General features: G+C 45.5%; 19 protein-coding genes. 10 read left to right on the forward strand and 9 right to left on the reverse strand.

The window, feature by feature from the left end; all coding sequences use genetic code 11:
* Positions 1–70: 70 nt before the first annotated feature.
* The 3 genes from BLU98_RS06405 to BLU98_RS06415 all read left to right on the forward strand — a co-directional run bounded on the left by BLU98_RS06405 (position 71) and on the right by BLU98_RS06415 (position 7,258).
* Positions 71–2,407 (forward strand): efflux RND transporter permease subunit, encoded by a 2,337-nt coding sequence (locus tag BLU98_RS06405; protein ID WP_092723167.1) that lies wholly within the window; start codon positions 71–73, stop codon positions 2,405–2,407.
* A gap of 234 nt (positions 2,408–2,641) precedes the next feature.
* On the forward strand, positions 2,642–5,773 hold the full coding sequence (locus BLU98_RS06410) for a SusC/RagA family TonB-linked outer membrane protein (protein ID WP_092723169.1): 3,132 nt from the start codon (positions 2,642–2,644) through the stop codon (positions 5,771–5,773).
* A gap of 24 nt (positions 5,774–5,797) precedes the next feature.
* On the forward strand, positions 5,798–7,258 hold the full coding sequence (locus BLU98_RS06415; RefSeq protein ID WP_092723171.1) for a RagB/SusD family nutrient uptake outer membrane protein: 1,461 nt from the start codon (positions 5,798–5,800) through the stop codon (positions 7,256–7,258).
* A 129-nt stretch (positions 7,259–7,387) separates the two neighbouring features.
* Here BLU98_RS06415 and BLU98_RS06420 read toward each other — a convergent pair whose 3' ends face one another.
* The 3 genes from BLU98_RS06420 to BLU98_RS06430 form a co-directional block, all read right to left on the reverse strand.
* Positions 7,388–8,518, reverse strand: a complete 1,131-nt coding sequence (locus BLU98_RS06420) for a TlpA disulfide reductase family protein (RefSeq protein WP_092723173.1) — start codon at positions 8,516–8,518, stop codon at positions 7,388–7,390.
* A 59-nt stretch (positions 8,519–8,577) separates the two neighbouring features.
* The gene (gene gatB, locus BLU98_RS06425) at positions 8,578–10,020 is read right to left on the reverse strand and encodes an Asp-tRNA(Asn)/Glu-tRNA(Gln) amidotransferase subunit GatB (protein ID WP_092723274.1); all 1,443 of its coding nucleotides are present in this window, start codon (positions 10,018–10,020) and stop codon (positions 8,578–8,580) included.
* Positions 10,021–10,102: 82 nt separating this feature from the next.
* Positions 10,103–11,071, reverse strand: coding sequence for a PDZ domain-containing protein (locus BLU98_RS06430; protein ID WP_092723175.1), 969 nt, complete (start codon positions 11,069–11,071; stop codon positions 10,103–10,105).
* 208 nt (positions 11,072–11,279) lie between these two features.
* On the opposite strand from BLU98_RS06430, the gene BLU98_RS06435 reads away from it, so the two are divergent.
* Complete coding sequence (locus BLU98_RS06435; protein ID WP_092723177.1) at positions 11,280–11,837, forward strand: ORF6N domain-containing protein; 558 nt, start codon at positions 11,280–11,282, stop codon at positions 11,835–11,837.
* Here BLU98_RS06435 and alaS read toward each other — a convergent pair.
* Positions 11,827–14,457, reverse strand: a complete 2,631-nt coding sequence (alaS, locus tag BLU98_RS06440; RefSeq protein WP_257574761.1) for an alanine--tRNA ligase — start codon at positions 14,455–14,457, stop codon at positions 11,827–11,829. The two genes, BLU98_RS06435 and alaS, sit on opposite strands and share 11 nt — an antisense overlap.
* 111 nt (positions 14,458–14,568) lie before the next feature.
* Here alaS and BLU98_RS06445 point away from each other — a divergent pair, with 111 nt between their 5' ends.
* Together BLU98_RS06445 and BLU98_RS06450 are read left to right on the forward strand one after the other, a co-directional pair.
* Positions 14,569–15,540: a M23 family metallopeptidase gene (locus BLU98_RS06445; protein ID WP_092723181.1), complete on the forward strand. Its 972-nt coding sequence runs from the start codon at positions 14,569–14,571 to the stop codon at positions 15,538–15,540.
* An 11-nt stretch (positions 15,541–15,551) separates the two neighbouring features.
* On the forward strand, positions 15,552–15,788 hold the full coding sequence (locus BLU98_RS06450; protein ID WP_092723183.1) for a hypothetical protein: 237 nt from the start codon (positions 15,552–15,554) through the stop codon (positions 15,786–15,788).
* Positions 15,789–15,791: 3 nt separating this feature from the next.
* Here the strand turns inward: BLU98_RS06450 and BLU98_RS06455 are convergent, their stop codons facing one another.
* Together BLU98_RS06455 and mnmC2 are read right to left on the reverse strand one after the other, a co-directional pair.
* On the reverse strand, positions 15,792–16,214 hold the full coding sequence (locus BLU98_RS06455) for a YybH family protein (RefSeq protein WP_092723185.1): 423 nt from the start codon (positions 16,212–16,214) through the stop codon (positions 15,792–15,794).
* A 35-nt stretch (positions 16,215–16,249) separates the two neighbouring features.
* The gene (gene mnmC2, locus BLU98_RS06460) at positions 16,250–16,918 is read right to left on the reverse strand and encodes a tRNA (5-methylaminomethyl-2-thiouridine)(34)-methyltransferase MnmC2 (protein ID WP_092723187.1); all 669 of its coding nucleotides are present in this window, start codon (positions 16,916–16,918) and stop codon (positions 16,250–16,252) included.
* Positions 16,919–16,946: 28 nt separating this feature from the next.
* Between mnmC2 and BLU98_RS06465 the strand changes: the two genes are divergently transcribed.
* Complete coding sequence (locus BLU98_RS06465) at positions 16,947–17,540, forward strand: DNA-3-methyladenine glycosylase family protein (protein WP_092723189.1); 594 nt, start codon at positions 16,947–16,949, stop codon at positions 17,538–17,540.
* Positions 17,541–17,542: 2 nt separating this feature from the next.
* On the opposite strand, the gene BLU98_RS06470 is transcribed toward BLU98_RS06465, so the two are convergent.
* Positions 17,543–20,128 (reverse strand): phosphoenolpyruvate carboxylase, encoded by a 2,586-nt coding sequence (locus tag BLU98_RS06470; protein WP_092723191.1) that lies wholly within the window; start codon positions 20,126–20,128, stop codon positions 17,543–17,545.
* A gap of 186 nt (positions 20,129–20,314) precedes the next feature.
* On the opposite strand from BLU98_RS06470, the gene BLU98_RS06475 reads away from it, so the two are divergent.
* The 3 genes from BLU98_RS06475 to BLU98_RS06485 are packed head-to-tail and all read left to right on the forward strand — an operon-like array spanning position 20,315 to position 22,000.
* Positions 20,315–20,860: an RNA polymerase sigma factor gene (locus BLU98_RS06475; protein ID WP_092723193.1), complete on the forward strand. Its 546-nt coding sequence runs from the start codon at positions 20,315–20,317 to the stop codon at positions 20,858–20,860.
* A gap of 36 nt (positions 20,861–20,896) precedes the next feature.
* The gene (locus BLU98_RS06480; RefSeq protein WP_092723195.1) at positions 20,897–21,532 is read left to right on the forward strand and encodes a hypothetical protein; all 636 of its coding nucleotides are present in this window, start codon (positions 20,897–20,899) and stop codon (positions 21,530–21,532) included.
* A gap of 6 nt (positions 21,533–21,538) precedes the next feature.
* Positions 21,539–22,000 (forward strand): hypothetical protein, encoded by a 462-nt coding sequence (locus BLU98_RS06485; RefSeq protein WP_139173857.1) that lies wholly within the window; start codon positions 21,539–21,541, stop codon positions 21,998–22,000.
* Here the strand turns inward: BLU98_RS06485 and BLU98_RS06490 are convergent.
* Both BLU98_RS06490 and rodA read right to left on the reverse strand, forming a co-directional pair.
* Positions 21,997–22,761: an MBL fold metallo-hydrolase gene (locus BLU98_RS06490; protein ID WP_257574762.1), complete on the reverse strand. Its 765-nt coding sequence runs from the start codon at positions 22,759–22,761 to the stop codon at positions 21,997–21,999. The two genes, BLU98_RS06485 and BLU98_RS06490, sit on opposite strands and share 4 nt — an antisense overlap.
* The gene (rodA, locus tag BLU98_RS06495) at positions 22,758–24,101 is read right to left on the reverse strand and encodes a rod shape-determining protein RodA (RefSeq protein WP_092723199.1); all 1,344 of its coding nucleotides are present in this window, start codon (positions 24,099–24,101) and stop codon (positions 22,758–22,760) included. Before rodA ends, BLU98_RS06490 begins: the two co-directional genes overlap by 4 nt.
* Between the last annotated feature and the right edge of the window lie 3 nt (positions 24,102–24,104).

A 24,104-nucleotide genomic window follows, 5' to 3' on the forward strand; every position in this document is an offset into this window, starting at 1 on the left:
AACAGTATTGCACTTGAGCCTGTTAGGGCCTTTTGCAGATATTATTATTTAATAAATTCTTAACTTTTTTATGTGGTATCGCCTGGGGCAATTCATCCTGAAAAACCGACTGATATTATTGCTTCTTTTACTGGCTGCCACAGCCACTATGGGCTACTTCGGCAGCCAGGTAAAACTGAGTTATGAGTTTACCAAAGCCATCCCCGACGACAACCCGCGCTACCGTGAGTATCAGGCTTTTTTACAGAAATTTGGTGGAGACGGATCTACTGTAGTAATTGGAATTCAATCGGATAGTTTCTTTAAATCTGATTTTTTTAATAAAGTGGGTGAACTGCACCGTGAGCTGAAAAAAGTGCCCGGGGTAACCGATATCGCCAGCATACCAGAGGTGGTGAATCTGCAAAATGATACGGTAAATAAACGGTTGTTGCCATATAAAATATTTAACTATCCATACTCCAGCCAAGCTCCGCTCGACAGCGCCCGGCGGGTTTTCGAAAACCTGCCTTTTTACCGACGCCTGTTGTACAATTCTGCCACCCATTCTTACCTCATGGGGGTGAATGTGAACAAGGATACGGTCAATAGTAAGAGCCGTACCCGGCTGATCAACGACATTGTAAAGCAGGTGCAGATTTTTGAGCAAAAAGCGCAGGTATCGGTACACATGAGCGGACTTCCCTATATCAGAACCATCATGAGTAACCGCATCAAGGATGAGATGAACTGGTTTCTCATTGGTTCCCTGCTGCTCTCGGCCATTACCCTGATCCTTTTCTTCCGTTCTGCCAGCGCCATGCTCATGAGTCTGTTCGTGGTGGGGATGGGAGTGATATGGAGCCTGGGTACCGTGGTACTCTTCGGCTACAAGATCACATTGCTCACAGCCATCATTCCACCACTGGTGGTAGTGATTGGTGTTCCCAACTGTATCTACTTCCTCAATAAATACCATACCGCCTACCGCGAAACAGGTGATAAGCAAAAAGCACTGGTAACTATGGTAGGGAGAATGGGTATTGTTACCCTGTTTTGCAATATTGCCGCTGCTATCGGTTTTGCTGTATTTGCCCTTACACGCAGCGCGGTATTGAAAGAGTTCGGTGCGGTGGCAGGTATCAATATCATTGCCCTGTTCCTTATTTCACTCATTTTTATACCGGTGGTGCTGAGTTATCTTCCGGCTCCTCAAAACAAACATACACGCTACCTCGACAATGCATTTTTAGAACGTGTGCTGGTGCGTATCGAGCGCTGGACCTTCCATCATGCAAAATGGGTGTATGGAGTAACAGCGGCATTGACCATTTTCGCTGCAATCGGATTGCTGCGGATCAAGAGTGAAGGATTTATTGTGGATGATCTTCCTAAAAATGATAAGATCTATACCGACCTGAAATGGTTCGAAAGCAATTTCGGAGGTGTGATGCCGCTGGAAATATTGGTGGATACCAAAAAGAAGAACGGACTGGTGCGTTCCGTTAAACCCATTGCAAATATTGAAGAACTCTCGCAATACATAGCGAGCAGTCCGGAAGCCGCACGGCCGCTGTCTTTTGTAGAAGGATTGAAGTTTGCCAAGCAGGCTTATTTCGATGATGATACGTTGAGCTATGCCATTCCTTATGAAGGCGACCTGGCATTCATGGCTCCTTACCTGAAGGCCCGGCCCGACAGCGCCGGAGGCAGTCAAAAGAAATCGGGCTTCGCGCAACTGATGAGTAGTTTTATGGACAGCTCACGGCAGGTAGCGCGTATCAGTGTGAACATGAAAGATGTGGGCAGCGCCCGGCTGCCTGTGCTGCTGAAAGATTTTGAACACAAAGCCAACGAGATTTTTGATACAGCCAGTTACCATGTAACGTTTACAGGCAGCAGCATCACATTCCTGGAAGGTTCCAGTTTCATCATCAAAGGATTGAAAGAAAGTATTTGCTGGGCTTTCCTGCTTATCACTTTGTGCATGCTCTACTTGTTCCGCTCGTTCCGCATACTGGTTTGCTCGCTGATACCTAACTTCATTCCGCTGGTGATCACTGCTGGTGTGATGGGCTGGGCGGGTATTGCATTGAAACCATCCACCGTATTGGTGTTCAGTGTAGCATTGGGCATTGCCATTGACGTGACCATCCGTTTTCTCATCAACTATAAACAGGAGCTGTCGCATTACAACAAGCAGGTATCGGCTACCCTGGTGCAGACGATCAGGCATACCGGTATCAGCATCATCTATACTTCGCTGGTATTGATCGCCGGGTTCATCATTTTCTGCTGGAGTGATTTCGGTGGAACCAAGGCTTTGGGCTGGCTCACTTCGCTGACGCTGGTAACAGGAACCCTAACCAATCTGATCCTCCTGCCGGTGTTGATATTGCATACTTCCAGCGGTAAAGCAAAAAAATAGCTGTTAGTAGAAGTGTTGCGACAGTGTTACCCCAGTGTCCTTCCAGTGCTCTACAAGTATGCCAATAGTATACTTTAATCGTCAACCGTTTTATCGGCCCCTATTCCGCCTCAGCATTTAATGGATGGTATGATACGGCTAAGTTTTTTTTAAGTTTTTCCGGCAGAATCTAGTATTTCCAACGAATAATTATTTAATTTTAATTGTTTTTTAATACTCAAAACTTTATTGCAAATGAGAAAACTATTGGCTCTTGCAGCTGGTATTGTGCTACTCGTAGTACAATTGCAAGCTCAAACAAACCGTACGGTTACCGGTAAAGTAACCGATGATAAAGGGTCCCCGCTTACGGGAGTGACTGTTTCAGCCGGTTCAGAAAGGCGCACGGTTACTGATAATAGTGGCAATTTCACTATTCAGGTTTCAGCTACTGCTAAATCTTTACATTTCACTTATGTAGGTTATAATGCCACTGATGTCATTATAACAGGTAAATCTTCTGTAAGCCTCAGTCTGACACCGGAAGACAAAACACTTTCGGAAGTAGTGGTAGTGGGGTATGGCGTTCAGAAAAAAAGGGAAGTAACCGGTGCCATTTCAAGGATAGGTGGGGGAGCTGTGGCAGACAAGCCCGCGCAAAGTTTTGATCAGAACCTGGGAGGCCGTGCTGCCGGTGTGCAGATAACGATCCCCAGTGGAGTGCTGAATGCGCCGCCTGTGATACGCGTAAGGGGTACGAATTCTATTTCACTTTCGTCATACCCACTGATTGTGGTAGACGGAGTGCCTTCTTTTACAGGTGATTTCAGCTCTACCGCTGCTGCAGGAAATATCCTGGCAAGCATCAATCCGAACGATATTGAAAGCATTGACATTGCAAAAGATGCGGCGGCTACAGCCATTTATGGAAGCCGTGCAGCAAATGGTGTTGTATTTGTTACCACCAAAAAAGGTAAAGCCGGAAGAAGCAGGGTAACGGTCGATAGTTGGGTGGGATGGAGTAAAGTGCAACGCCTCCCCGATTTGCTGAATGCCTCCCAGTATACCGATTATAAAAATGAAGCACTGAAGAATGCAGGTACTTATAATGCGAATACGAATGCTTTTGCGCTTACCAATGGACCGGATGGAAAACCCATCAATACGAATTGGTATAATTATGTATACCGCAACGGCTTCCAACACAGTAATACCGTGAGCATTTCCGGCGCTAATGAATCTACCAGTTATTATTTCTCTGCTGGTTATACAGAACAACAGGGTATCATACAGAGAAATGATTTTAAAAGGCTGGGCATATTGATGAACATCGATCACAAGATTGGCAAAGCGGTGAATCTGGGAGGTAAAATTCAATATACCAACGAAAAGAACCTGGCAGCAGTGAGTTCCGGATCATTGGGGGATGCATTTGCCACTGCAGGTCTTGGTCGCGTGGCGCTGATCACTGCTCCCAATGTATCTCCTTATAACAACGACGGAACCTATAATTACTCGGGCGCTTTGATTGGAGTAATGAACAACAAAGTAGGACAGGTAGGTTTCAATAACCCAGTGATCCAACTGGATCAAAACCGCAACAATGCTGAAGTAGAGCACATTATTGGTAATACTTATGCACAAGTGAAGCCGATCAGTTCAGTAACTGTTCGCACAGTCTTTGGCATTGATTATGTGCTGGTGGACAATGATATTTATTATAGCCCTATTTCAGGGGAAGGCTTCAGTTCTAATGGTTCGGTAACCGCAGCATTGAATAAAAACAAAAGATGGGTTTGGACCAATACCATCCAGTACGACAAGACTTTTGCCGATAAACATACAGTTGGATTACTGGCAGGTATGGAACACCAGAAGTCGAACAATACAGGGTATGGGTTGAACCGTACTATTGTTTCTGACCCGGCGTTTACCAATGTCCAGGGTGGATGGGCTACCCCAAATCCGTCGAATCTGGCTATAGGAGAGAATTATCTTTATTCAGAGTTCGGCCGTTTGCAGTACGACTTCGATAAAAAATATTATATCAGTGGTAACCTTAGAAGAGACGGCGCCTCTCAGTTGGGTGTCAATTCAAAATATGGTACTTTCTGGGGTGTATCGGCCGGATGGGAAATCACAAAAGAAAAATTCTGGACATCGGCGAGGCTTGATAGGATCTTCAGCAGCTTTAAATTAAGAGGAAGCTATGGTAAAGTAGGAAATATAGGCGGTCTGAATAATTATGCTTCCCTTTCAACCTACGGATCCGGTCTTTACGGAGGTAATGGTACAGCAGTTTACAACCAAGCAGGCAACTCCAATCTTACCTGGGAAACCAGTAAGAAAACCGATATCGGTTTGAGCTTCGGTTTGCTGAACGACAAGATCACAGGTGATGTCACTTATTACAACAACAATATCGATGGTCTGTTACTGAATGTACCGCAACCTCCGTCTGCCGGTGTGCCTACTGCCATTCCGCAGAATATCGGTACCATGTACAACAGGGGAATTGAAATTGCAGTAAATGCAACCATTCTCCAGAAAAAAGATTTCAGCTGGACCAGCAGTTTCAATGTTGCTACCAATACCAACAAAGTTACTGCACTGGCGCCTGGTGTAAACAGTATCATTGGAATAACCGGTGGATTGGAAAGCCCGAGTATTACCCTGCCCGGCTACCCCATTGGTATGTTATTCGTGACACAGACAAAAGGAGTTGATCCGGCAACAGGAAGAAGGATATTTGTGAATTCGCAGGGTAAAGATGTTTACTTCCAGCACGTGGCGCCTGCAGGTCAGTCGCGATTCATGTATGCCGATGGAACTGTTGCACCTGGTGTGAGCAGTGCCGATGCGATTGTATACAAGACCACCCAGCCTAAAGTTTTTGGCGGATGGGAAAATACCTTCCGTTATAAAGGCTTTGAACTAACAGCCATGTTCACTTACCAGTTTGGCAACTATGTTTATTATGGTACAGGAGCGGGCCTGAGAGATCAGCGTTTCTGGAACAATGAAGTAGGCGTGTTGAACCGCTGGCAGAAAGCGGGTGATCTTACAGCTTATCCCAAACCCATATTCGGAGATAATATTTCGAACGGTTCTTCTTTCCCGCTCGACATTAACGTATTCAAAGGTGATTTCGTAAAACTGCGTTCCGTTTCTGTCGGATATAATCTGCCGAAAACCATATTGGAAAAAGTGAAGATCAACAATGCCCGTTTTTATGTGGCAGGCTCTAACCTGTTGATCATTACCAACTATCCCGGACCTGATCCTGAGGTTTCATCCAATGGAAATGGTACCACCAATTTCGGTATTGACAGGAACACTGTTGCGAATCAAAGGACCATTACAGTTGGTTTGAATGTTGGTTTCTGATTGTTAAACTATTAATTCAGCAAAATGAAAAAGAACCTGATTTATATTATACTGGCAGCAACGGTTGTTCACGTAACATCCTGTGCCAAGAAAGACGCCCTGAATCCCGTACCCTCTACTTCTATTTCTGATCTTACGGCTTTTAATACGAAAGACAGGATTGAAGGACAGGTCCGCGGAATATATGCCACCATTAAGAATTCGGGCATGTACGGAGGTCGTTACCAAATATTCAATGATATCCGTGGAGAAGAATTCAACAACGAGCGTACCAATGTGGTAACCGGTTTTGATATCTGGAATTATACGCCCAGTAACAGTTCTACCAATAGTGTTCTGAACCATTGGGCGCGCGCTTACTATGTGATCAACCTGGCAAATGTGTTCATCGATGGTATGGCTGCGAAAGGTTCTGCTGTGGTTGGCACAACACTTTCCAACAATTACCTGGGTGAAGCCAGGTTACTGCGTGCCATCAGCTATTATTCATTGCTGCAATTGTATGCCCGGCCCTACTGGGATGGTAATGGATCTAAACCTGGTGTACCGCTCCGTTTGAAAGGAAATACCAATTCGGGAAATTATGCGCTGGCAAGGGCATCAGTTGCGGAAGTGTACACACAAATATTGAGCGATCTTACGTTTGCCGAGCAAAACCTGCCGCTCGACTATAACAATGCAGCGCTTAACACTACCAGGGCCCATCGCAATACGGCTATTGCATGGAAGACCAGGGTTTACCTGAGCATGCAGAAATATGCGGAAGTGATCACAGAAGCCAATAAGATCGTATCGGCAACTCCTCCGTTCACTGCCACATCGGGAGTAGCGAATGCGTTGCAGTCAGATTATACGTCACTTTTCAAGCCTCCATATACTTCAACTGAATCAATGCTCTCCATGCCTTTTTCTACTACTGAGCAGCCCGGTACACAAAATCAGTTGGGATATTATTATGGCCCCTCTGCATTCAACGGAGGTAATGGCGAATATTCTTTGTTGTCTACTGGTATCATTTCCAATACTGGATGGAAATCTACTGATGCCAGGAGAAGTTTTGTACAGGTCTTTGGTAGTAAAAGCTACCTGACTAAGTATAGCGTGCCTTCTACCTTCACTGATTGGGCCCCGGTAATCAGGTATGCAGAAGTATTGTTGAATCTGGCAGAAGCAAGAACACGCTCGACCAACACGGTAGATGCACAAGCTATTGCATTATTGAATGCTGTCAGGGGACGCTCGGATGCTTCTACAGTTTTCACTGCTGCCGGCTTTGCCGATGCCTCTGCGCTTGCAGATGCCATCATGACGGAAAGAAGGATTGAATTCCTGGGTGAAGGTTTAAGGGGAGCAGATATCACCCGACTGGGACTGCCCCTGCCTGCCAAGCCTGGTGTGAATAGCATTCCGACTACCAGTCAGCAATATATATGGCCTATTTCAGCAGATGAACTTTTGTTGAATCCCTTATGTAAGGATAACTAGTAAGTGATAATAGGATTATCAGTATAACTATTGCGATCCTATTAAATAACAGTATAATTTTTAAAAGGCCGGTCTCTAAGGAGACTGGCCTTTTTTATGAAAAAATCTAACTAATCCGCCGGTTTTTTATTATTTCAATACGGTTGCCAACTTCTGATCCAGCGCTTCACCTCTTAACTCTGTTGCAATGATCTTACCGGCAGGGTCAACCAATACATTGAAAGGAATACCATCGAACTGGTACAAAGAAACCATGCTGCTTTCCCATTTTTTCAGGTCACTTACATGTTTCCAGTTCAGCTTGTCTTCTTTAATGGCTTCCAGCCAGGATGCTTTATCCGAGTCGAGTGATACACCCAGGATGGTGAAATTCTTATCCTTATATTTATTGAAAGCCGCTACTACATTGGGGTTCTCATTTCTGCAGGGTCCGCACCAGCTGGCCCAGAAATCTACCAGCACGTACTTTCCTTTGAGGCTGCTCAACTGGAAAGTTTTACCGTCGGTATCGGGTAAACTGATCTCGGGCGCCTGTTGATTCAGCAAAGCATATTTCGATGTAGCGGCGGACTGCTGTTGTACAGTAAGCATACTTTTGATCCTGGCCAGTCCGCCGTGTTCTTTGAACTTGTCGGCAGAAGCAGTAACCAGTTTCTTCAACTCATCGGGCGGCAAGGTGCGGGAAACCATACCAATAGCGTAATAACGGGCAGCTGGACTGGGCGACTGCTCAATAAAATCCGTTACCATCTTATTCATGTCTTTGATGGCGGCATCGCGGGTATTGCGTACAATCGCCAGCACACTGTCGGGCGCTTTTTGTTTCTGCAAAGTGTCGAGCTGCTGAAACGCTTTGTACAATGCTGAATCTTTCCTGCGATAGTCTTCGAACAAAGTATGCAAACTGGCGCTCACAGGAGAGCCTTCAATTTTATAAGACCGATAATTATTAACATCGAGTGCCAACTCAATATGCCTGGCATCATTGACCAACAACACATCAGGTCCATTTTCTAACACCAACCGGTACAAAGATTCTTCCTTGCCCATGCCTTTGAGTTCGAAACTGCCGTTGGATTGCAGGCTGCCGGAGTCGAGTACTACCGGCTGTTCGCCGCCATACGGTAACTCCTGCAGGTAAATTCTCTTGCCGGGTGCATGCGTTATTTTACCACTTACGGTAAATGAACCCGATTGCTGTTGCCGGCACGCAACTGTAAGGAACAGAATGCCGGAGAGTAAATAGATGATTCTTTTCATGATAGATGTTAGTTGTTAGATGTCAGTTGTTAGATAGATTTTTTCTAACAACTAACATCTCATTTAAGTTTTTCTTCGAGTAACTGCGTAACCAATTTCGGATCGGCTTTCCCTTTGCTGATTTTTTTTACTTCGCCTACAAATAAACCGATCAACCCTTTTTTACCTTTTTTGTATTCCGTTACTTTTTCCGGCATTTTTTCCAGTGCTTGTTGCACCCATGCATCGAGTTCGTTTGTATCGCTTACCTGCAACAGGTTCATCGACTCGGCTGTCTGCAAGGGTGACGCATTGGTGAGCATTACAGCAGGCAATATTTTAGAAGAAGCCACAGAAAAACTCAGTTTTCCTTCATCTACCAGTTGAATCAGGCTGGCCAGTGTAGCAGGTAGCAGGCTGAGCGTTTCAAAGCCCTTGCCGGTTTCATTCAATACCTGCCTGAGTGGGCCCAGCATCCAGTTGGCAATGGCTTTGTAGTTGCTGCAGTGTTGTGCCGTTGCTTCGAAATAATCAGCCGTGGCTTTGTCATCGCACAATTGACCGGCATCATATTCACTCAACTGGTAAACCTCCTGGTATCGGGCAAACAACTGTGCGGGTAGTGCAGGCAATGCTGCCTGAATGCCGTTGATGAATGTTTCGCTGAGATGGAAGGGAGCCAGATCGGGATCGGGAAAATAACGGTAATCATTCGCTTCCTCTTTGTCGCGGATAGCAAATGTGGTGTCATTGCCTGCATCAAAACTGCGTGTCTGTTGCTGAATGGTTCCACCGGCTTCTACAATATCGATCATGCGTTGTATTTCAAACTCGATGGCTTTTTTCACATTGCGGATAGAGTTCAGGTTCTTCACCTCGGCCTTGGTACCCAGTTTGGTCTCGCCTTTCAGGCGGATGGAAACGTTGGCATCACAACGCAGACTTCCTTCTTCCATATTGCCATCGCATATACCCAGCCAGCGAACCAATTTTCGTATTTCAGTTACATAAAGCCAGGCTTCTTCAGCAGTATGGATATCGGGTTCGGTAACGATCTCTATCAACGGAGTACCGGCCCGGTTGAGGTCGATACAGGTATACTTGTCGTCGATATCATGAATACTTTTGCCGGCATCCTCTTCCATGTGAATGCGGTTGAGGTGGACGGCCCTTTCTCCTGCTGTTGTTTTGATGATTACATGACCGCCTTTACAAATAGGTGTGGTATGTTGGGATATCTGGTATCCTTTGGGCAGATCGGGATAGAAATAATTCTTCCGGGCAAAATAATTGTCGCGTTCAATTTCACAATGACAGGCAAGTCCCATTTTAATGGCATACTCTACCGCTTTGCGGTTGGTCTTGGGCAGGGTGCCGGGATGGCCAAGGGTAATAGGACTCACATGTGTGTTAGGCGCTGCACCAAAGGCAATGCTATCTCCGCAAAAAAGCTTGCTCACTGTTGCCAATTGGGCATGCACTTCGAGGCCTATGACTGCTTCGTATTTGGAATGGACTGACATCGGGCGCAAAAATAACAAAAAACCGCGCCTGGAATGGCGCGGCACAATGCAACATGGGAAATAAAGTTATTTTATGATATCTTTATAAATCGGCTGTTTTCAGCTTTTTAGGGAACTTTACTTCAGCGGTCTGCGTCTTGCCATTCCGCTCATAAGTAAGTTTTACACTATCGCCCTCTTTCAAATCACGCAGTTTTTCCCGAAGGGTTTCTACTGATTTTACTTCTTTGCCATCGATGGCGGTAACGATATCGCCTTTTTGCAGACCCGCTTTGGCAGCAGGAGCGTCTTCATGCACATCCATCACTTTCACTCCTTTGCTGTTGTCGAGGTCCTGCATTTGCAAACCCAATCTGGGGCGCATAAAAGGCATACCATCGAATTGAATATGGGGCATCATATCAGACTTGAAATGAGGACCAATTTCATCTCTTCTGAAATTGAATACCCGGTTTTCTTTATTTTTTCCCAGTGCAGTGGAAGTGTTCTTTTCATTGCCATCGCGCAGATAGCTGATGTTCACCTTTTCTTCCGGCTTGTATTTTCCGATCGCAGCATAGAGATCATCGGGCCCTTCGATCTTGCTATCGCCCACTTTGGTGATGATATCGCCTTTTTGCAGGCCGGCTTTGGCAGCAGGACTTTCTTTGGTTACTTCGATGATCCTGGCGCCTTTTTCATTTTTTTCACTCATCACTCCCAGGAATGCACGGTTGGAGCTGAAAGAAAAATTGAAATCATGGTCTGGCACTGTAACCCAGGGTCCTTTCATCCTGATCCGTGGCCCTGCCATGGCCAATCCGTCGGGACCTCTCAATACCTGCAAATCGGAATCGTGCAGTTCATCAATGTCTTTTCCATTGACGGTGATCTTATCGCCATCCATTACAATGGTTGTCTTTTCATCACGGTCACCTTTTCTACGAATGATGATGTCTTCCTCTTTTTTGAACTTCTTATCCGGAACAGGAGGAGGAAGTGTTTCCTGGGCTGCAACTGAGCCCGCTATGCACAATGCCAGCACAGAAGCTGTAATACATTTGAAATACATAAAAGATGATTTTAATTATACGAAATCATTAGTAGATCAAATTTACCGCTTTTTGTCACATACGAATACCTTCGGAGATGTTAAATAAGGTTAAAGGATCCTTGCAGATGGTTAAGAAGGGTATTTATACCTGTTCATTTATTGAGCGTGAGGATTTAATTTGTTAACTGGTCTTATAAAGTATAAGATTAAATTAAAAAGAAGCAGTATGAATAAGGCTGTAACGGTAAATGAGGATATTGTTATCAATAAAATCTATTGGATACGTGGTCAAAAAGTAATGCTGGACAGGGATCTGGCTGAAATGTATGGTGTAGAAACCAGGACACTGAACCAGGCGGTGAAACGAAATATGAAGCGATTCCCAGAAGACTTTATGTTTCAGGTTACGGAGGAAGAATTGGAGATTTTAAAATCACAAATTGTGATATTAAAAAAAGAATCAATTGGTAGAAGGCAATTGCCCAATGTATTTACTGAGCTGGGTGTAGCCATGTTATCGAGTGTACTGAGTAGCGATATGGCTATTGAAGTGAATATCCGCATCATGCGTGTTTTTACAAAGCTTCGCGAAGCCCTGCTTGCCCATAGGGATATATTATTGAAATTAGAGCAACTGGATAAAAAGCTCGTTAATATAGGCCATGATGTAAAAATGCACGACGGTGAGATCGAAACCATTTTTGAGTTGATCAAAGAGATCATGGAAGAAAAAATGCGCCCCCTACCTCGCAATCCGATCGGTTTTAAACCACTTATTCAATAAGCGCCTTGACTTTTGCAAGAACCTGCAAAAGATTACCTGCATCCTGGCCGCCTGCAGTGGCCAATGTTTTCTGCCCGCCGCCACCGCCCTTGATCAGCGGGGCCACTTGTTCTTTGATAATTTTTGGCGCTTCGAGTCCGCGTGCAGTACTCAATGATTCATCAATAAGTATGGCCACCTGTGCTTTACCATCAATATTGGCAGCCAGCACTACGAGGTAGTTGTTCAGTTCTTTTTTCAGTTCGAAGCATAATTTTTTAAGACCATCTGCATTACTCACTTCTACGATTGCACCGAGGAAAGTGTTGCCGTTCACTGATTCCACTTGCTTCAGTAATTCCTGTTTAATCACGATCAGTTGTTTGGCTTCCAGGCTCTCGACCTGTTTGCGCAATTCATTGTTATCGCTTACCAGTGCATCTACTGCTTTGAGCAGCTCTTTGGGATGTTTCAATGATTCCCTTACCTGGCGCAGTTGCTCAAATTGTTCCAACACCAGTTGCTCTGCGGCTACTCCGCTCAAGGCTTCTATGCGCCGAACGCCGGCTGCCACCGCAGATTCGTGTTTTATTTTAAAAAAGCCCAATTCTCCGGTGTTGCCCACATGTGTACCTCCGCAGAGTTCAACAGAATAAGCAGGATCTATGATTACTACACGCACAGAATCGCCATATTTCTCACCGAATAAGGCCATTGCGCCCATAGCAATCGCTTCATCCTTATTCATTTCTTTGATATGAACAGGAATATTGGCCCTGATCTTTTCATTCACCAACCTCTCAATGTGGATGATTTCTTCTTCGCTCAGTTTGGTAAAATGAGAGAAGTCGAATCGCAGTCCTTCTTCATTCACCAGGCTTCCTTTTTGAGCTACATGTGTACCCAATACCGATCTAAGCGCCGCATGCAGCAAGTGCGTAGCGCTGTGATGAATAGTGGTGGCATGGCGCTTGGGCCTGTTTACACTAGCGATCACCGAAGCCTGTGTATTGCCAGGTAATTTTTCTGTAAGATGGATGGTAAGGTTATTCTCTTTTTTGGTATCGATCACTTCAATCCGCTCGCCTTCGAAATCAAGCACGCCGGTATCACCTACCTGTCCGCCGCTCTCTGCATAAAAAGGAGTGGCTTCTAATACCAGTTGTACCAGCTCTTTTCCCTTTGCTTTGACCTTTCGGTAGCGGATCAGCCGGCTGCGTATTTCCAATGAATCGTATCCTACGAATTCTGAAAGTGCATCTTCATGCAGTATCACCCAATCTTCGGTATCTACTGCCGTTGCAGCGCGACTACGGTTTTTCTGTTGCTGCATTTCTGCTTCAAAGCCCGCTTCGTCAACCCCCAGGTTATTTTCAAAAGCAATGAGGCGTGTGAGATCAACTGGGAAGCCGAATGTATCGAACAATTCGAACGCCGCTTTTCCTTCGATGGATTTGGTCTTGTTGAGGTTAGCATTACCAATGATGTCATCTATCCGCTTCAATCCTTTTTCCAATGTGCGAAGGAATGCTTCTTCTTCTTCCTTCACCACTTTACCAATGAACTCAACCTGCTGTTGCAGTTCAGGAAATACGGTAGCAAATTGTTTGGCAAGAACTGGAATCAGTTGAAACAAAAGCGGCTGCTTATAATGCAGGTATGAATAATAATAACGAACGGCGCGTCGCAGGATGCGGCGGATCACATAACCAGCGCCGGTATTGGATGGGAGCTGCCCGTCTGCGATGGTAAAAGCGATGGCGCGGATATGATCGGCCAGCACACGGAAAGCAATGTCTTTTTTATCATCACCAAAATGATACTGTTGCCCGGTGATCTTTTCAGTAGCGGCGATGGTGCCGGTGAATACATCGGTATCGTAATTGCTTTGTTTCTGTTGTAATACCCTCACGAGTCTTTCAAAGCCCATGCCCGTATCTACATGCTTAGCAGGCAAGGGTTGCAGGCTGCCATCTTTCAGGCGGTTGAACTGCATGAATACATTGTTCCATATCTCAATCACTTGCGGATGGTCTTTGTTCACCAGCGTACTGCCGGCTACTGCTTTTCTGTCTTCATCTGAACGGCAGTCTACATGTATCTCTGAGCAGGGGCCGCAAGGACCGGTATCCCCCATCTCCCAGAAATTATCTTTTTTATTGCCCAGCAAAATCCGCTCGTGCGCTATGTGTTTTTCCCATTCTGTGAAAGCTTCATCATCTTTTGGCAATCCTTCCTGGACATCGCCTTCAAAAACGGTTACATATAAACGGTCTTTATCGATCTTATATATTTCGGTAAGCAGTTCCCAACTCCAGGCAATGGCTTCTTTCTTGAAATAATCGCCAAAACTCCAATTACCCAGCATTTCAAACATGGTATGGTGATAAGTGTCCACACCCACTTCTTCGAGATCGTTGTGTTTGCCACTTACCCGGAGACATTTTTGGGTATCGGCCACACGAGGACTTACCGGTTTTTTGTTTCCCAGGAAAAAATCTTTGAACTGGTTCATCCCCGCATTGGTGAACAAAAGTGTGGGATCATTTTTTACCACGATAGGGGCAGAAGGAACGATCTGGTGCTGTTTGGAAGCAAAAAAATCAAGGAATTGCTGTCTGATCTCGGCACTGGTCATCATCTGGGCAAAAATTTTTATAAAGGCATTTATGCGGTTAGAAACTATCTTTGGAAGCTTTTCAAGGGCATCAAAGGTAGGGATTTGGCGTCTCTTTGGAAGTAGCACCCCCCGATGAAGAAAATAAAATATTATTATAATACCCATACGCTCCGCTATGAGAAACTGGAAACCCCCCTGCGTGTTCGCCTGTTGCGCGTGATGGGCTTCCTGATGGCTTCGGCGGTTACCGGCATGATCATCGTGGCCATTACTTTCCGTTACATCGATTCTCCCAAGGAAAAACTGTTGCGCCAGCAATATGAAGACCTTACCCAGAATTACAGCATTTTCCAGGAACGCCTGAAGCAGCTCGAATTACAGATGGACGAAATAGAGAACCGCGACAATACGGTTTACCGTTCCATTTTCGAAGCCAAACCTATTCCCGACAGTGCGCGAATACGTGAAATGGAAAAGAGTAAGGAGGTAACACTGGTGCAGGCGATGGGTGAGACAGAACTCATCAAAAGCATGACCGGCCAACTGAACAACCTGGCCCTGCGCATCGCTTACCAGGAGAAATCCTTCAATGAGATCGCCAATATGGTGAAGAATAAGGAAAAGCTGCTGGCGTCCATTCCTGCTATCCAGCCGGTAAGTAATAAAAACCTCAACCGCATTGCCTCTGGTTTCGGTTATCGTATAGACCCTGTGTACAAAGAGCGGCGGGCGCATATGGGCCTCGATTTTTCGGCACCGCAGGGAACGCCCATTTATGCTACGGCCGATGGAGTGGTGAAGGACGCGGGATTCAATACCGGTGGGTATGGTAACCGTGTGGTGATTGGTCATGGTTACGGCTATGAAACTTTATATGGACACATGTATCGTATCAAAGCAAGGGTGGGACAATCGGTGAAGCGGGGCGAAGTGATCGGCTATGTGGGCAATACGGGCAAGAGCACCGGACCGCATTGCCATTATGAAGTACATAAGAATGGCATTGCGGTGGATCCCATTTATTATTTCTACAACGATCTTACACCGGCACAATTCGACAGGATACTTAAAATGGCAGCGGCCAGCAATCAAAGCTTTGATTAAAGCCAGTTGGCATGGAACCCATCGTAAAACGATACCTGATACGCATTCTGAACACCCTTTCAGTGAGTTTGCTTTGGCTTGCCGTTAATTCCACAGCCGGCATCATGTACGATCTGGCCTTCATACATGAACGCATGCAGCTCAAAAACCTGCTTTTTTATACATGGTTCTTATTGAGCCTGGGCGCTTTTATATGGTATATTGTATGGTTATGGCGCAAGCCGTTGAAGCAGGAAGATGATGAATGAGGTTTAGCTGCTGTGGTCTACTACTATCTTCCACTGGCCGGCTATTTTTCTGAATAAAAGCGTGTAATGTCCGCTCAGGTCGCCCATACTTCTTTTGAGCATCCATTTCCCCAATACAAAATAATAGTCCGGAGAAAGCCGCTTCACCTGTATGATGTTGAAGCTTAATTTGCCCATCGCAGCAGTATCGGGATATCCTTTGTGGTAATTATCCAGTGTTGTCTGGAACCCGTAATGCGGACCGGTTTTGCCTACGAACAATAAACTATCATTTTTCCAATAGCCTTTCATAAAGGCTTCCAGATTTCCTTTGTTCCATTCGGTTGTTTGATCGGTCAGTATTTGACGGATAGCCTGCTCGTCTTTGTGTTGGGCATACAGAGGCTGTTGGAATAGAAAGACGGTTATGAAGACAAAGTATTTCATGTAATACGTTTAAAGATGATCATTGAATATAACAATTATTGCGGTTTCCATGCTCTTGCCATTTCCCTTTTGCCGTGCGGACCCGGAATCTTTTCCACCCTGAAGCCCGCTGCTGTCATGGCTTTTCTTACGATGCTCTTACTGGAATAAGTAACGAGGCATCCTCCTGGCAGGAGCAGGGGAAATAATTGTGAAAAGATGCCTGTTGTCCATAGTTCAGGTTGCGTTTCAGGCGCAAAAGCATCGAAATAAATGCAGTGAAAAGAATAGCCTGTAGTGAAATCCTGCAATGCCGCCTGTGTTTTATGGAGTGTGAAAAAGGGATTTATAGAAACTGGTTTCTCCCATGCTGCTGTATGCAAGAATTGAAAAGCATCTTCAAGGCCGGTGATCCTCCCGTAATTCAATAACGCAGCTTCCGTAGTAGTTAAGGGATATCGTTCAATGGCCAGGTAAAAAATATTTCTTCGCTGGTTGATCGCTTCGCGCAAGCTGAGTAAGGCATTCAACCCTGTACCAAACCCCATCTCAAATATGCAAACAGGGTCACTGGCAAAACCGTTCATACAGGTAAGCAGTCCGGCTTCAATATATACTTGCATGCTTTCACTTACTGCACCGTGTTTACTATGATAGCTTACATCCATCGCCGGTATGGCAACTGTATGCGAACCATCTGCCGTTAATCTAATTTCCCTTTGCATGGCCTTGCAAATTAGCTAACTTAACCGCATGGAGTATATCAAACATCTGCAAAAAGACAAAAAGCTGGCAAAGGCCATAGGTGAGGAAGTGCATGAGTTGAAACTGCACAAGAATATTCCGCTGAGACTAATGGCCAGTATCATGAGCCAACAACTGAGTACCAAAGTAGCCAGGGTTATTTACCATCGTTTCCTGGAATTGTACAACGGAAAAGAGCCCAATCCGCAACAGGTACTGGATACACCACCGGAAAAGCTGCGTGCTATAGGACTAAGCAATGCCAAGGTATCTTATGTACAAAATGTAGCGCGCTTTTGCATCGACCATCAGATCACCGATAAGAAACTGCTGGCTATGAACAACGAAGAGATCATAGAGCTGTTGACCGCTATCAAAGGCGTGGGGAAGTGGACGGTTGAAATGCTGCTCATGTTTACGCTGGGACGTGAAGATGTTTTCGCTGTGGACGACCTGGGTATTCAACAGGCTATGACCCATATATACAAACTGGATGCCACCGATAAAAAAGCGATGAAAGAAAAAATGCTCCGCCTATCTTCGAAATGGACACCATACAGGACCTACGCATGCTTGCATTTATGGGCATGGAAAGATGCCTGATGTTACGCCGAATTCCTTGCTGCATTGATGATCCCGAACATACTCCTGGTAACCAGTTTCTCATACACCACTTTCAGTTGTTCGTTGGTTTCGGGCTGGTTCAATTGATGCAATGCATACTGCTGGATAGTAAGCAAGGGTAATACAATCTTATCACGCATCTGGATGGAAGCGCGGCCCGGCTGGTCATCGGCCATCAGGTCGGCCGCATCGGCCAGTTGTAATACGAGCCTCCGGGTGAGATCGAACTCGTCTTTGATGAGTTGCCAGATGGGCCCGTACTGCGGATCTTCTTTGATGTATTGCGTTAAGGCAAAATAAGATTTCAGCATACTCATCATGCTGTTGTCGATCAATGTGCGGAAGAAAAGCACGTTGCGGAACATGGCTTTCACATCATTCCACAAACCTTTATTCTTCATTTCCTGCAAAGCGGTACCTACACCATAAAAGCCCGGTACGTTTTGTTTGAGCTGGCTCCAGCTTCCTACAAATGGAACGGCGCGGAGGTCCTCGAATTTCAAACTTCCACCGTTACCCCTTTTGGAAGGGCGGCTGGCGATATTGCTTTTGCTGTAATAATTCAGCGGACTGAACCGTTGCAGGTAAGAGAGAAACAGTGGATGTGTTTTGAACGACTGGTATGCTTCGTGACTGATCCTGCCCAGTTCTTCCAGCATGAAACGGTCGTGCTGCGATATCTGTATGCGTGTTTCGGCAAACAATTCATTGCTGGCCCCGGCGCTCAGTAATTGCTCCAGGTTATACTGCGATGATTGTATGGTGCCGAAATTGGACGTAATGGTTTGTCCCTGTACAGTAATCTGTATTTCCTCGTTCTCAATATTGCTGCCGAGTGAAGCATAAAACTTATTCGTTTTACCTCCGCCGCGAGAAGGGGGGCCTCCGCGGCCATCGAAGAAGCGGGCTTTAATATTGTATTTGCGCGAAATAGCAGTAAGGTTTTCTTTGGCCGTATAAATGCTCCAGTTGGCCTGCAGGTATCCACCGTCTTTGGTGCCATCGCTGAAGCCGAGCATTATGGTTTGCTGTTGCTTACGCAGGTGCAGGTGTTGCTTGTAGATGGGAAGTGTATAAAGCAACTCCATGATCGATTCTGCATGCTGCAGGTCGTCGATGGTCTCAAACAAAGGAACAATGTCGATGCTGAGCAATTCCTTGCTCCATCCGCATAAACGGAGCAGGGCATATACTTCCATCACATTTACCGCGCTCTGGCAATTGCTGATGATGTAACGATGACAGCCGGCTTCTCCGTTTAACTGTTGTATGTGGTTGATGGCATACATGCTTTCAAGGGTATCCCTGGTAATGGTATCCTTGAAGAGCGCAGGATCGATGTTGCCGTGCAGATCGGCCAGCACCGCAATTTGTGCAGTGGGGCTGAGCGTTTCGTAATTGTCGGGCAGTACGGGGTGTAAAGAGTTTTCTTTTAATTCTTTGTTGATCTGCAGCAACACATGCCTGTGTATACGACTGTCCTGCCTCACGTCGAGTGAAGCGAAATGCATACCGAATATCTTCACTTTGTGTATCAGGCTATCAACTCTTTGCAGGAACAGGGAATGGTGCTGCGATACCATCAGGTTGCGTATATCGTAAAGCTTATGAAGGAGCTCATCTTTGCCGATATGACAGCAATCGGTTGGACGGAAAACGTTTGCATATAGTTGTTCCTCCAGTTCGTGCACCATCTGGTCTACACCCGAGAAAGTGAGGCGGCGCTTGAGTTTGCGGATATCCCGGTAATAGCATACGATGATAGCGCTTCTCAGTGCCTCCGCTACTTTGATAGTAGTAGCGGCATTGACAAAGGGATTCCCATCCCTGTCGCCACCAGGCCAGAAGCCCAGTTCAATAAAAGGATTGTCTCCGTCGTAATCGTTGTCGAATATTTCGCGGGCAATAAAATTGTAGATATTACCGATGGATTGGTAAAGGATGTTTTCCAGGTACCACATGAGATTGACCGCTTCATCGTAAGGCGTGGGTTGCTTCTTGTTAAAGAAAGGCGTGATGCCCAACTGCTGGATGTATTGGTTGATGGTATGGAAATCGTTTTTATTGATGGCATCGCTCATGTCGTGAATGATGCCCAGTACATTACCCGGATAAAACTGGGTGGGATGCGCTGTGAGTACAACCCGCACCTTGAATTTGCGCAATTTGTTTTTCAGGGCCTGTGTTTTTCCGGTGAAAACAGCTTCATTATAGAGGCCCTTCAGGCTGCCGGCGCCATTGATATCATTGACAGAATCAAAAGCAGCATCTTCGATGGCATCGAATAATACCACCTGCCTTTCGATATACTGAACGGATTTGAAGAGCCGGTCGATCTTGTCGGTCTCCTCGCGCACGCGGGTATGCTGCTGAAAGAACTCGTTGATGATCTCTATGGGGCTTTTCCCATTGGCGTATCCGTCAACACAAGCTTGTAAAAGAATGGGGAGAAAAGCGCCAACATTGGCTACTCCGGAAAAAGGCAGCGCTGCAAACAGACTATTGTAAATGGTATATTTATCTGCTACGTTGCGTTTGAAGTTATTGGTGTATACTGATGAAGACATATCCTGTTCTAAACGGCTCCGAAGTTAGTCTATTTGCTGTTAATGATCTTAACAAAAATTGTAGACTGTTCAGTTGTCACTAATGAATGTTTGTTATGGAGTTTGTTACTTACATTTATTTGGTATTCTTTTGCAGGGAATAGAATCCAATACCTTTGTAAGCTGCCTATATAAAAATTGCCCTGAATGCATCCAGACGATAAGGAACTATTGTTTCAGTTTCGTGTACCGGCCACCAAAGAACGGGCCTTCAATGCCATTGTAAAAAAGTACCAGGAGAAATTGTATTGGCATATCCGAAGAATGGTGATAAACCATGAGGATGCCAACGATGTGCTTCAAAATGTATTCATCAAAGTATGGAATGCCCTTGAGCAGTTCAGGGAGGATAGCCAATTGTATACCTGGTTGTACCGGATCGCTACCAATGAATGTTTGAGTTTCCTGGAACAACAAAAGAAGAGAAGCGCGTTGAGCATGGAAGACCTGGATGCTGCTATCAGCGACAAAATAAAGGCCGATCAGGGGTTCGATGCCAACCAATTGGAATGGAGGCTTCAGTTGGCGATACAACAACTGCCTGAAAAGCAGCGGATTGTGTTTAACCTGCGATATTATGAAGAAATGCCTTATGAGGAAATGAGCAGGGTGTTGGATACCAGTGAAGGGGCATTGAAGGCCAGTTACCATCATGCCGCAAGGAAAATCGAGGAGTTCATTAAAAATTATTAAACTTTCGGTTAGCGCCGGGGTCTATTATAATTGTACATGGATCAATATCAGCCCATAGAAAACGAATTGAACAGCATCAGCCCCCTTCTGGCAGGTCTGCAACGGCGCACGGTATTCAGTGTGCCTGCCGGCTATTTCGATGGGTTGGCTGATCGTATCATGCAGAAAATCAGGTTGCTGGAAGAAGGAAAAGATACTGATGCCAATGAACTGGCGGATGTTGCTCCCTTGCTTCATGCTATGGCCAGGAGAAACGTATACACTGTCCCTAAGGGGTATTTTGAGCAAACCATTGTGCAACCCCCTGCCAGGGTAGTGTCTATGCATCGTCCGCGTAAGTGGATGCGTTATGCGGCTGCGGCCGCCCTTACAGGAGCCATTGGTACCGGTATTTTCTTCGCCTCCCGCAAAGAACAGGTGGGCGATTATGAAAAATATACGAAGGTGGATGTATCTTCAGCCATAGATAAAGTGAGTGATACGGAGCTGGTGAATTACCTGGACAAAAATGAGCGACTGACCGGAAGTGTTGATCAGACCATGGTTACCGCCAGCGAAGAATTACCAGATCTGAGCAAACACATCAGCCAATATTCCGATGAGGAACTGAAGGAGTTCCTGGATGAGAATAAGGATCTGGAGCTTGTTAAAGAAACCCCCGGAGGCGAATAATTTATGATGAAGCGGATACTAGTTTTACTATTATTAATAGCAGGTCTCTACTGTACCACTGGTGCTTGCCCATTCCAAGAGCAACAACCGCCTGCCGCAGCAGCCCAACAATCCACTCCACCACAACCCACCATCAATGTGATGGGTTTGAAGATTGCATTTGTAACCAGGCAATTGAACCTCAGTTCAGAAGAAGCCCAGAAATTTTGGCCTGTGTATTACGATTATGTAGACGATATGAAAGAAGCGAGGGAAGAAGAGAAAAAAATGGATGTGCTGGCTTTTGAAGAAAGATTGCTCAACATCCGCAAAAGGTACAAGGTTGAATACAAAAAGATACTGGGTACCGACGAACGCGCCAATAAAGCACTCACTATCGATCGCGATTTCAACCAGGTAGTAAAAAAGGAATTGCAACAAAGAGCCGAGTTTAGAAAACAGCGCAATAGTAATAAGCAGGGCAATTAATTATTTTCTCCCCAAACAGGCGTTTTAATATCATGGTAGAATAAAAAGGTCCAGCCTTTTTCCTGGCCTTCCTGCCACCACTGCTGTCTTAATTCCATACATTTTTTCCCGTCGTAATCGTATTTGGCCACGAAACGGTTTTTCATTTGTTGTAATTGCGGTGCATCGTCACCTCCGAAAAAAACGGTCCCCCTATCGGAAATGATGCTGAACACCTGGTGAAATTTACTGTGTGCACCGGTTAACTGGTAATGGATATGATCGCCTATCCATCCTTCATCGTTTGTCAACCAGTCCACCCTGCTAAAATCCTGTAACAAACTGAAATCTTCGGAGATATAAGAAGCATTGCCTGCTTCCATCGCAAAATCGAATTCTCTCTTTTGCACGTAATAAGTAGCATATGGGAAGCTGATGAAGCGTTCTCCTGTTCTGTCATCTGTAAGTGTGATACCTCCCGCGTGGTCTTTATGCAGGTGGCTCATCAGTACTTTGGTAACCTGGGTAGGGTTGATGCCTGCTTTCAGCAGGTTATTGTGGAGTTGGGGTTTGCCATCGGCATCGTTGTATCCCAGCCCTGTATCCAGCAGGATGACGTCGTTATTGGTTATCACAACAAAAGGCTGTATCTCAACCAGCATGCTTCCAACGGGCCTGCTGTTGAGTATTTCTGTTTCCGGATCGAAGGGGTTGAAAACTTTTGTTTTATCTACTGTAAATGCGCCTTCTGAAAGCGGAACAATTTGAATAGGGTTGCTCATCGTAAAACCATTTGTCTGTCTGCATCCAGCCTCAGCAGGATGAAGATCAGTACGGTAAACGTCAGTAATGAAGATCCTCCGTAACTGATCAGCGGCAAAGGTATGCCCACAATGGGAAACAACCCAATGGTCATACTTACGTTCACGGCAATATGGAAGAAGATGATACTGGCCACACTGTAAGCGTATACCCGGCTGAAAGTGCTTCGCTGTCTTTCGGCGATTTTTATGATGCGGAAGAGCATGAAAAGGTAAAGCAACAGGAATACCAGGCAACCTGTAAAACCAAAAGCTTCGCCCAGTGAGGTGAAAATGAAATCGGTATGTTGTTCAGGCACGTATTTGCCTCTTGTTTGGGTTCCTTTGAGGAAGCCCCGGCCCAATAATCCTCCCGAGCCGATGGCGATCTTACTTTGTCTTACATTATAGTCGTCTGGTTTATGCGCCGCTTTTTCATTGGGGTTTTTCCGTGCCGATTTTTTATTCAGACTGCAATCGTATTCTTTACCAACCATGCTGTAAATGCGGGTACTTTGATAGCATTCAAATACGTTGTTGAATATATATGGCACTACAAAACGCTGTATGCCTACACAGAGTAACCAGGTCCCTATAATAATGGTAAGCAATCCCTTGTTCCTCCGGAATTGTTTGCGCAACAAAAAGATCAGCACAGCGGCGATAACGGTAAGAATGATGGCCAATAGATTTGGTTCAACCACCAGTGTGGCAATCACCAGCACGGCAAAAGAGGAGCCTATCACCAGTATCTGGCCGGGCAGACCCTCGCGGTACATGGCAACCAGGAAAGAAGAATATACGAGGGCCAATCCCATCTCATGTTGTAAGATCGACAACATAGCCGGAGCAGCAGCAATAATGCTTGCAATGATCTGGGAGCGCAGCTTGCTGAAATCCACTTCCTGCCGCGATATGAATTTGGCCAGCGCCAGCGCGGTAAATATCTTGCAAACTTCGGCCGGCTGCAGGTTGAAGCCTCCGCCCAACGGTATCCAGCTTTTAGAGCCGTTGATATTTTTCCCCAATACAAAAGTGGCCAGCATTAGCACAATCCCGAAAGCATAGAGCAGGTTGGCAAAAGCGGTAAACAATTTACTGTCTGTTAGCAGGATGAAAATAGCAACGATGGCACAGATGCCACTGAAGATGAGCTGTTTGCTGTAATTGGTTTTACCGCTGAGGAAAGACTGCACCCAGTTGGTGCCGGTGCGGTACTCTACCATGAATATGCAAAGAATGCCTATGCTTACCATGATAGCGTAGAGCCAAATCATAGTAAAATCAACACCTTGTGCCACTTTGTTACTCTTGTTATTCATAAG

It is taken from the genome of Hydrobacter penzbergensis, from assembly GCF_900106985.1.
Taxonomy (GTDB): Bacteria; Bacteroidota; Bacteroidia; order Chitinophagales; family Chitinophagaceae; genus Sediminibacterium; species Sediminibacterium magnilacihabitans.

Coding starts and splice junctions, on each gene's coding strand:
- BLU98_RS06465 (WP_092723189.1), top strand. CDS start 16,947: ATGGAGTATATCAAACATCTGCAAAAAGACAAAAAGCTGGCAAAGGCC.
- alaS (WP_257574761.1), bottom strand. CDS start 14,457: ATGATGACCAGTGCCGAGATCAGACAGCAATTCCTTGATTTTTTTGCT.
- BLU98_RS06410 (WP_092723169.1), top strand. CDS start 2,642: ATGAGAAAACTATTGGCTCTTGCAGCTGGTATTGTGCTACTCGTAGTA.
- BLU98_RS06430 (WP_092723175.1), bottom strand. CDS start 11,071: ATGTATTTCAAATGTATTACAGCTTCTGTGCTGGCATTGTGCATAGCG.
- gatB (WP_092723274.1), bottom strand. CDS start 10,020: ATGTCAGTCCATTCCAAATACGAAGCAGTCATAGGCCTCGAAGTGCAT.
- BLU98_RS06420 (WP_092723173.1), bottom strand. CDS start 8,518: ATGAAAAGAATCATCTATTTACTCTCCGGCATTCTGTTCCTTACAGTT.
- mnmC2 (WP_092723187.1), bottom strand. CDS start 16,918: ATGCAAAGGGAAATTAGATTAACGGCAGATGGTTCGCATACAGTTGCC.
- BLU98_RS06405 (WP_092723167.1), top strand. CDS start 71: ATGTGGTATCGCCTGGGGCAATTCATCCTGAAAAACCGACTGATATTA.
- BLU98_RS06485 (WP_139173857.1), top strand. CDS start 21,539: ATGAAGCGGATACTAGTTTTACTATTATTAATAGCAGGTCTCTACTGT.
- BLU98_RS06470 (WP_092723191.1), bottom strand. CDS start 20,128: ATGTCTTCATCAGTATACACCAATAACTTCAAACGCAACGTAGCAGAT.
- BLU98_RS06450 (WP_092723183.1), top strand. CDS start 15,552: ATGGAACCCATCGTAAAACGATACCTGATACGCATTCTGAACACCCTT.
- BLU98_RS06435 (WP_092723177.1), top strand. CDS start 11,280: ATGAATAAGGCTGTAACGGTAAATGAGGATATTGTTATCAATAAAATC.
- BLU98_RS06415 (WP_092723171.1), top strand. CDS start 5,798: ATGAAAAAGAACCTGATTTATATTATACTGGCAGCAACGGTTGTTCAC.
- BLU98_RS06490 (WP_257574762.1), bottom strand. CDS start 22,761: ATGAGCAACCCTATTCAAATTGTTCCGCTTTCAGAAGGCGCATTTACA.
- BLU98_RS06455 (WP_092723185.1), bottom strand. CDS start 16,214: ATGAAATACTTTGTCTTCATAACCGTCTTTCTATTCCAACAGCCTCTG.
- BLU98_RS06445 (WP_092723181.1), top strand. CDS start 14,569: ATGAAGAAAATAAAATATTATTATAATACCCATACGCTCCGCTATGAG.
- BLU98_RS06475 (WP_092723193.1), top strand. CDS start 20,315: ATGCATCCAGACGATAAGGAACTATTGTTTCAGTTTCGTGTACCGGCC.
- rodA (WP_092723199.1), bottom strand. CDS start 24,101: ATGAATAACAAGAGTAACAAAGTGGCACAAGGTGTTGATTTTACTATG.
- BLU98_RS06480 (WP_092723195.1), top strand. CDS start 20,897: ATGGATCAATATCAGCCCATAGAAAACGAATTGAACAGCATCAGCCCC.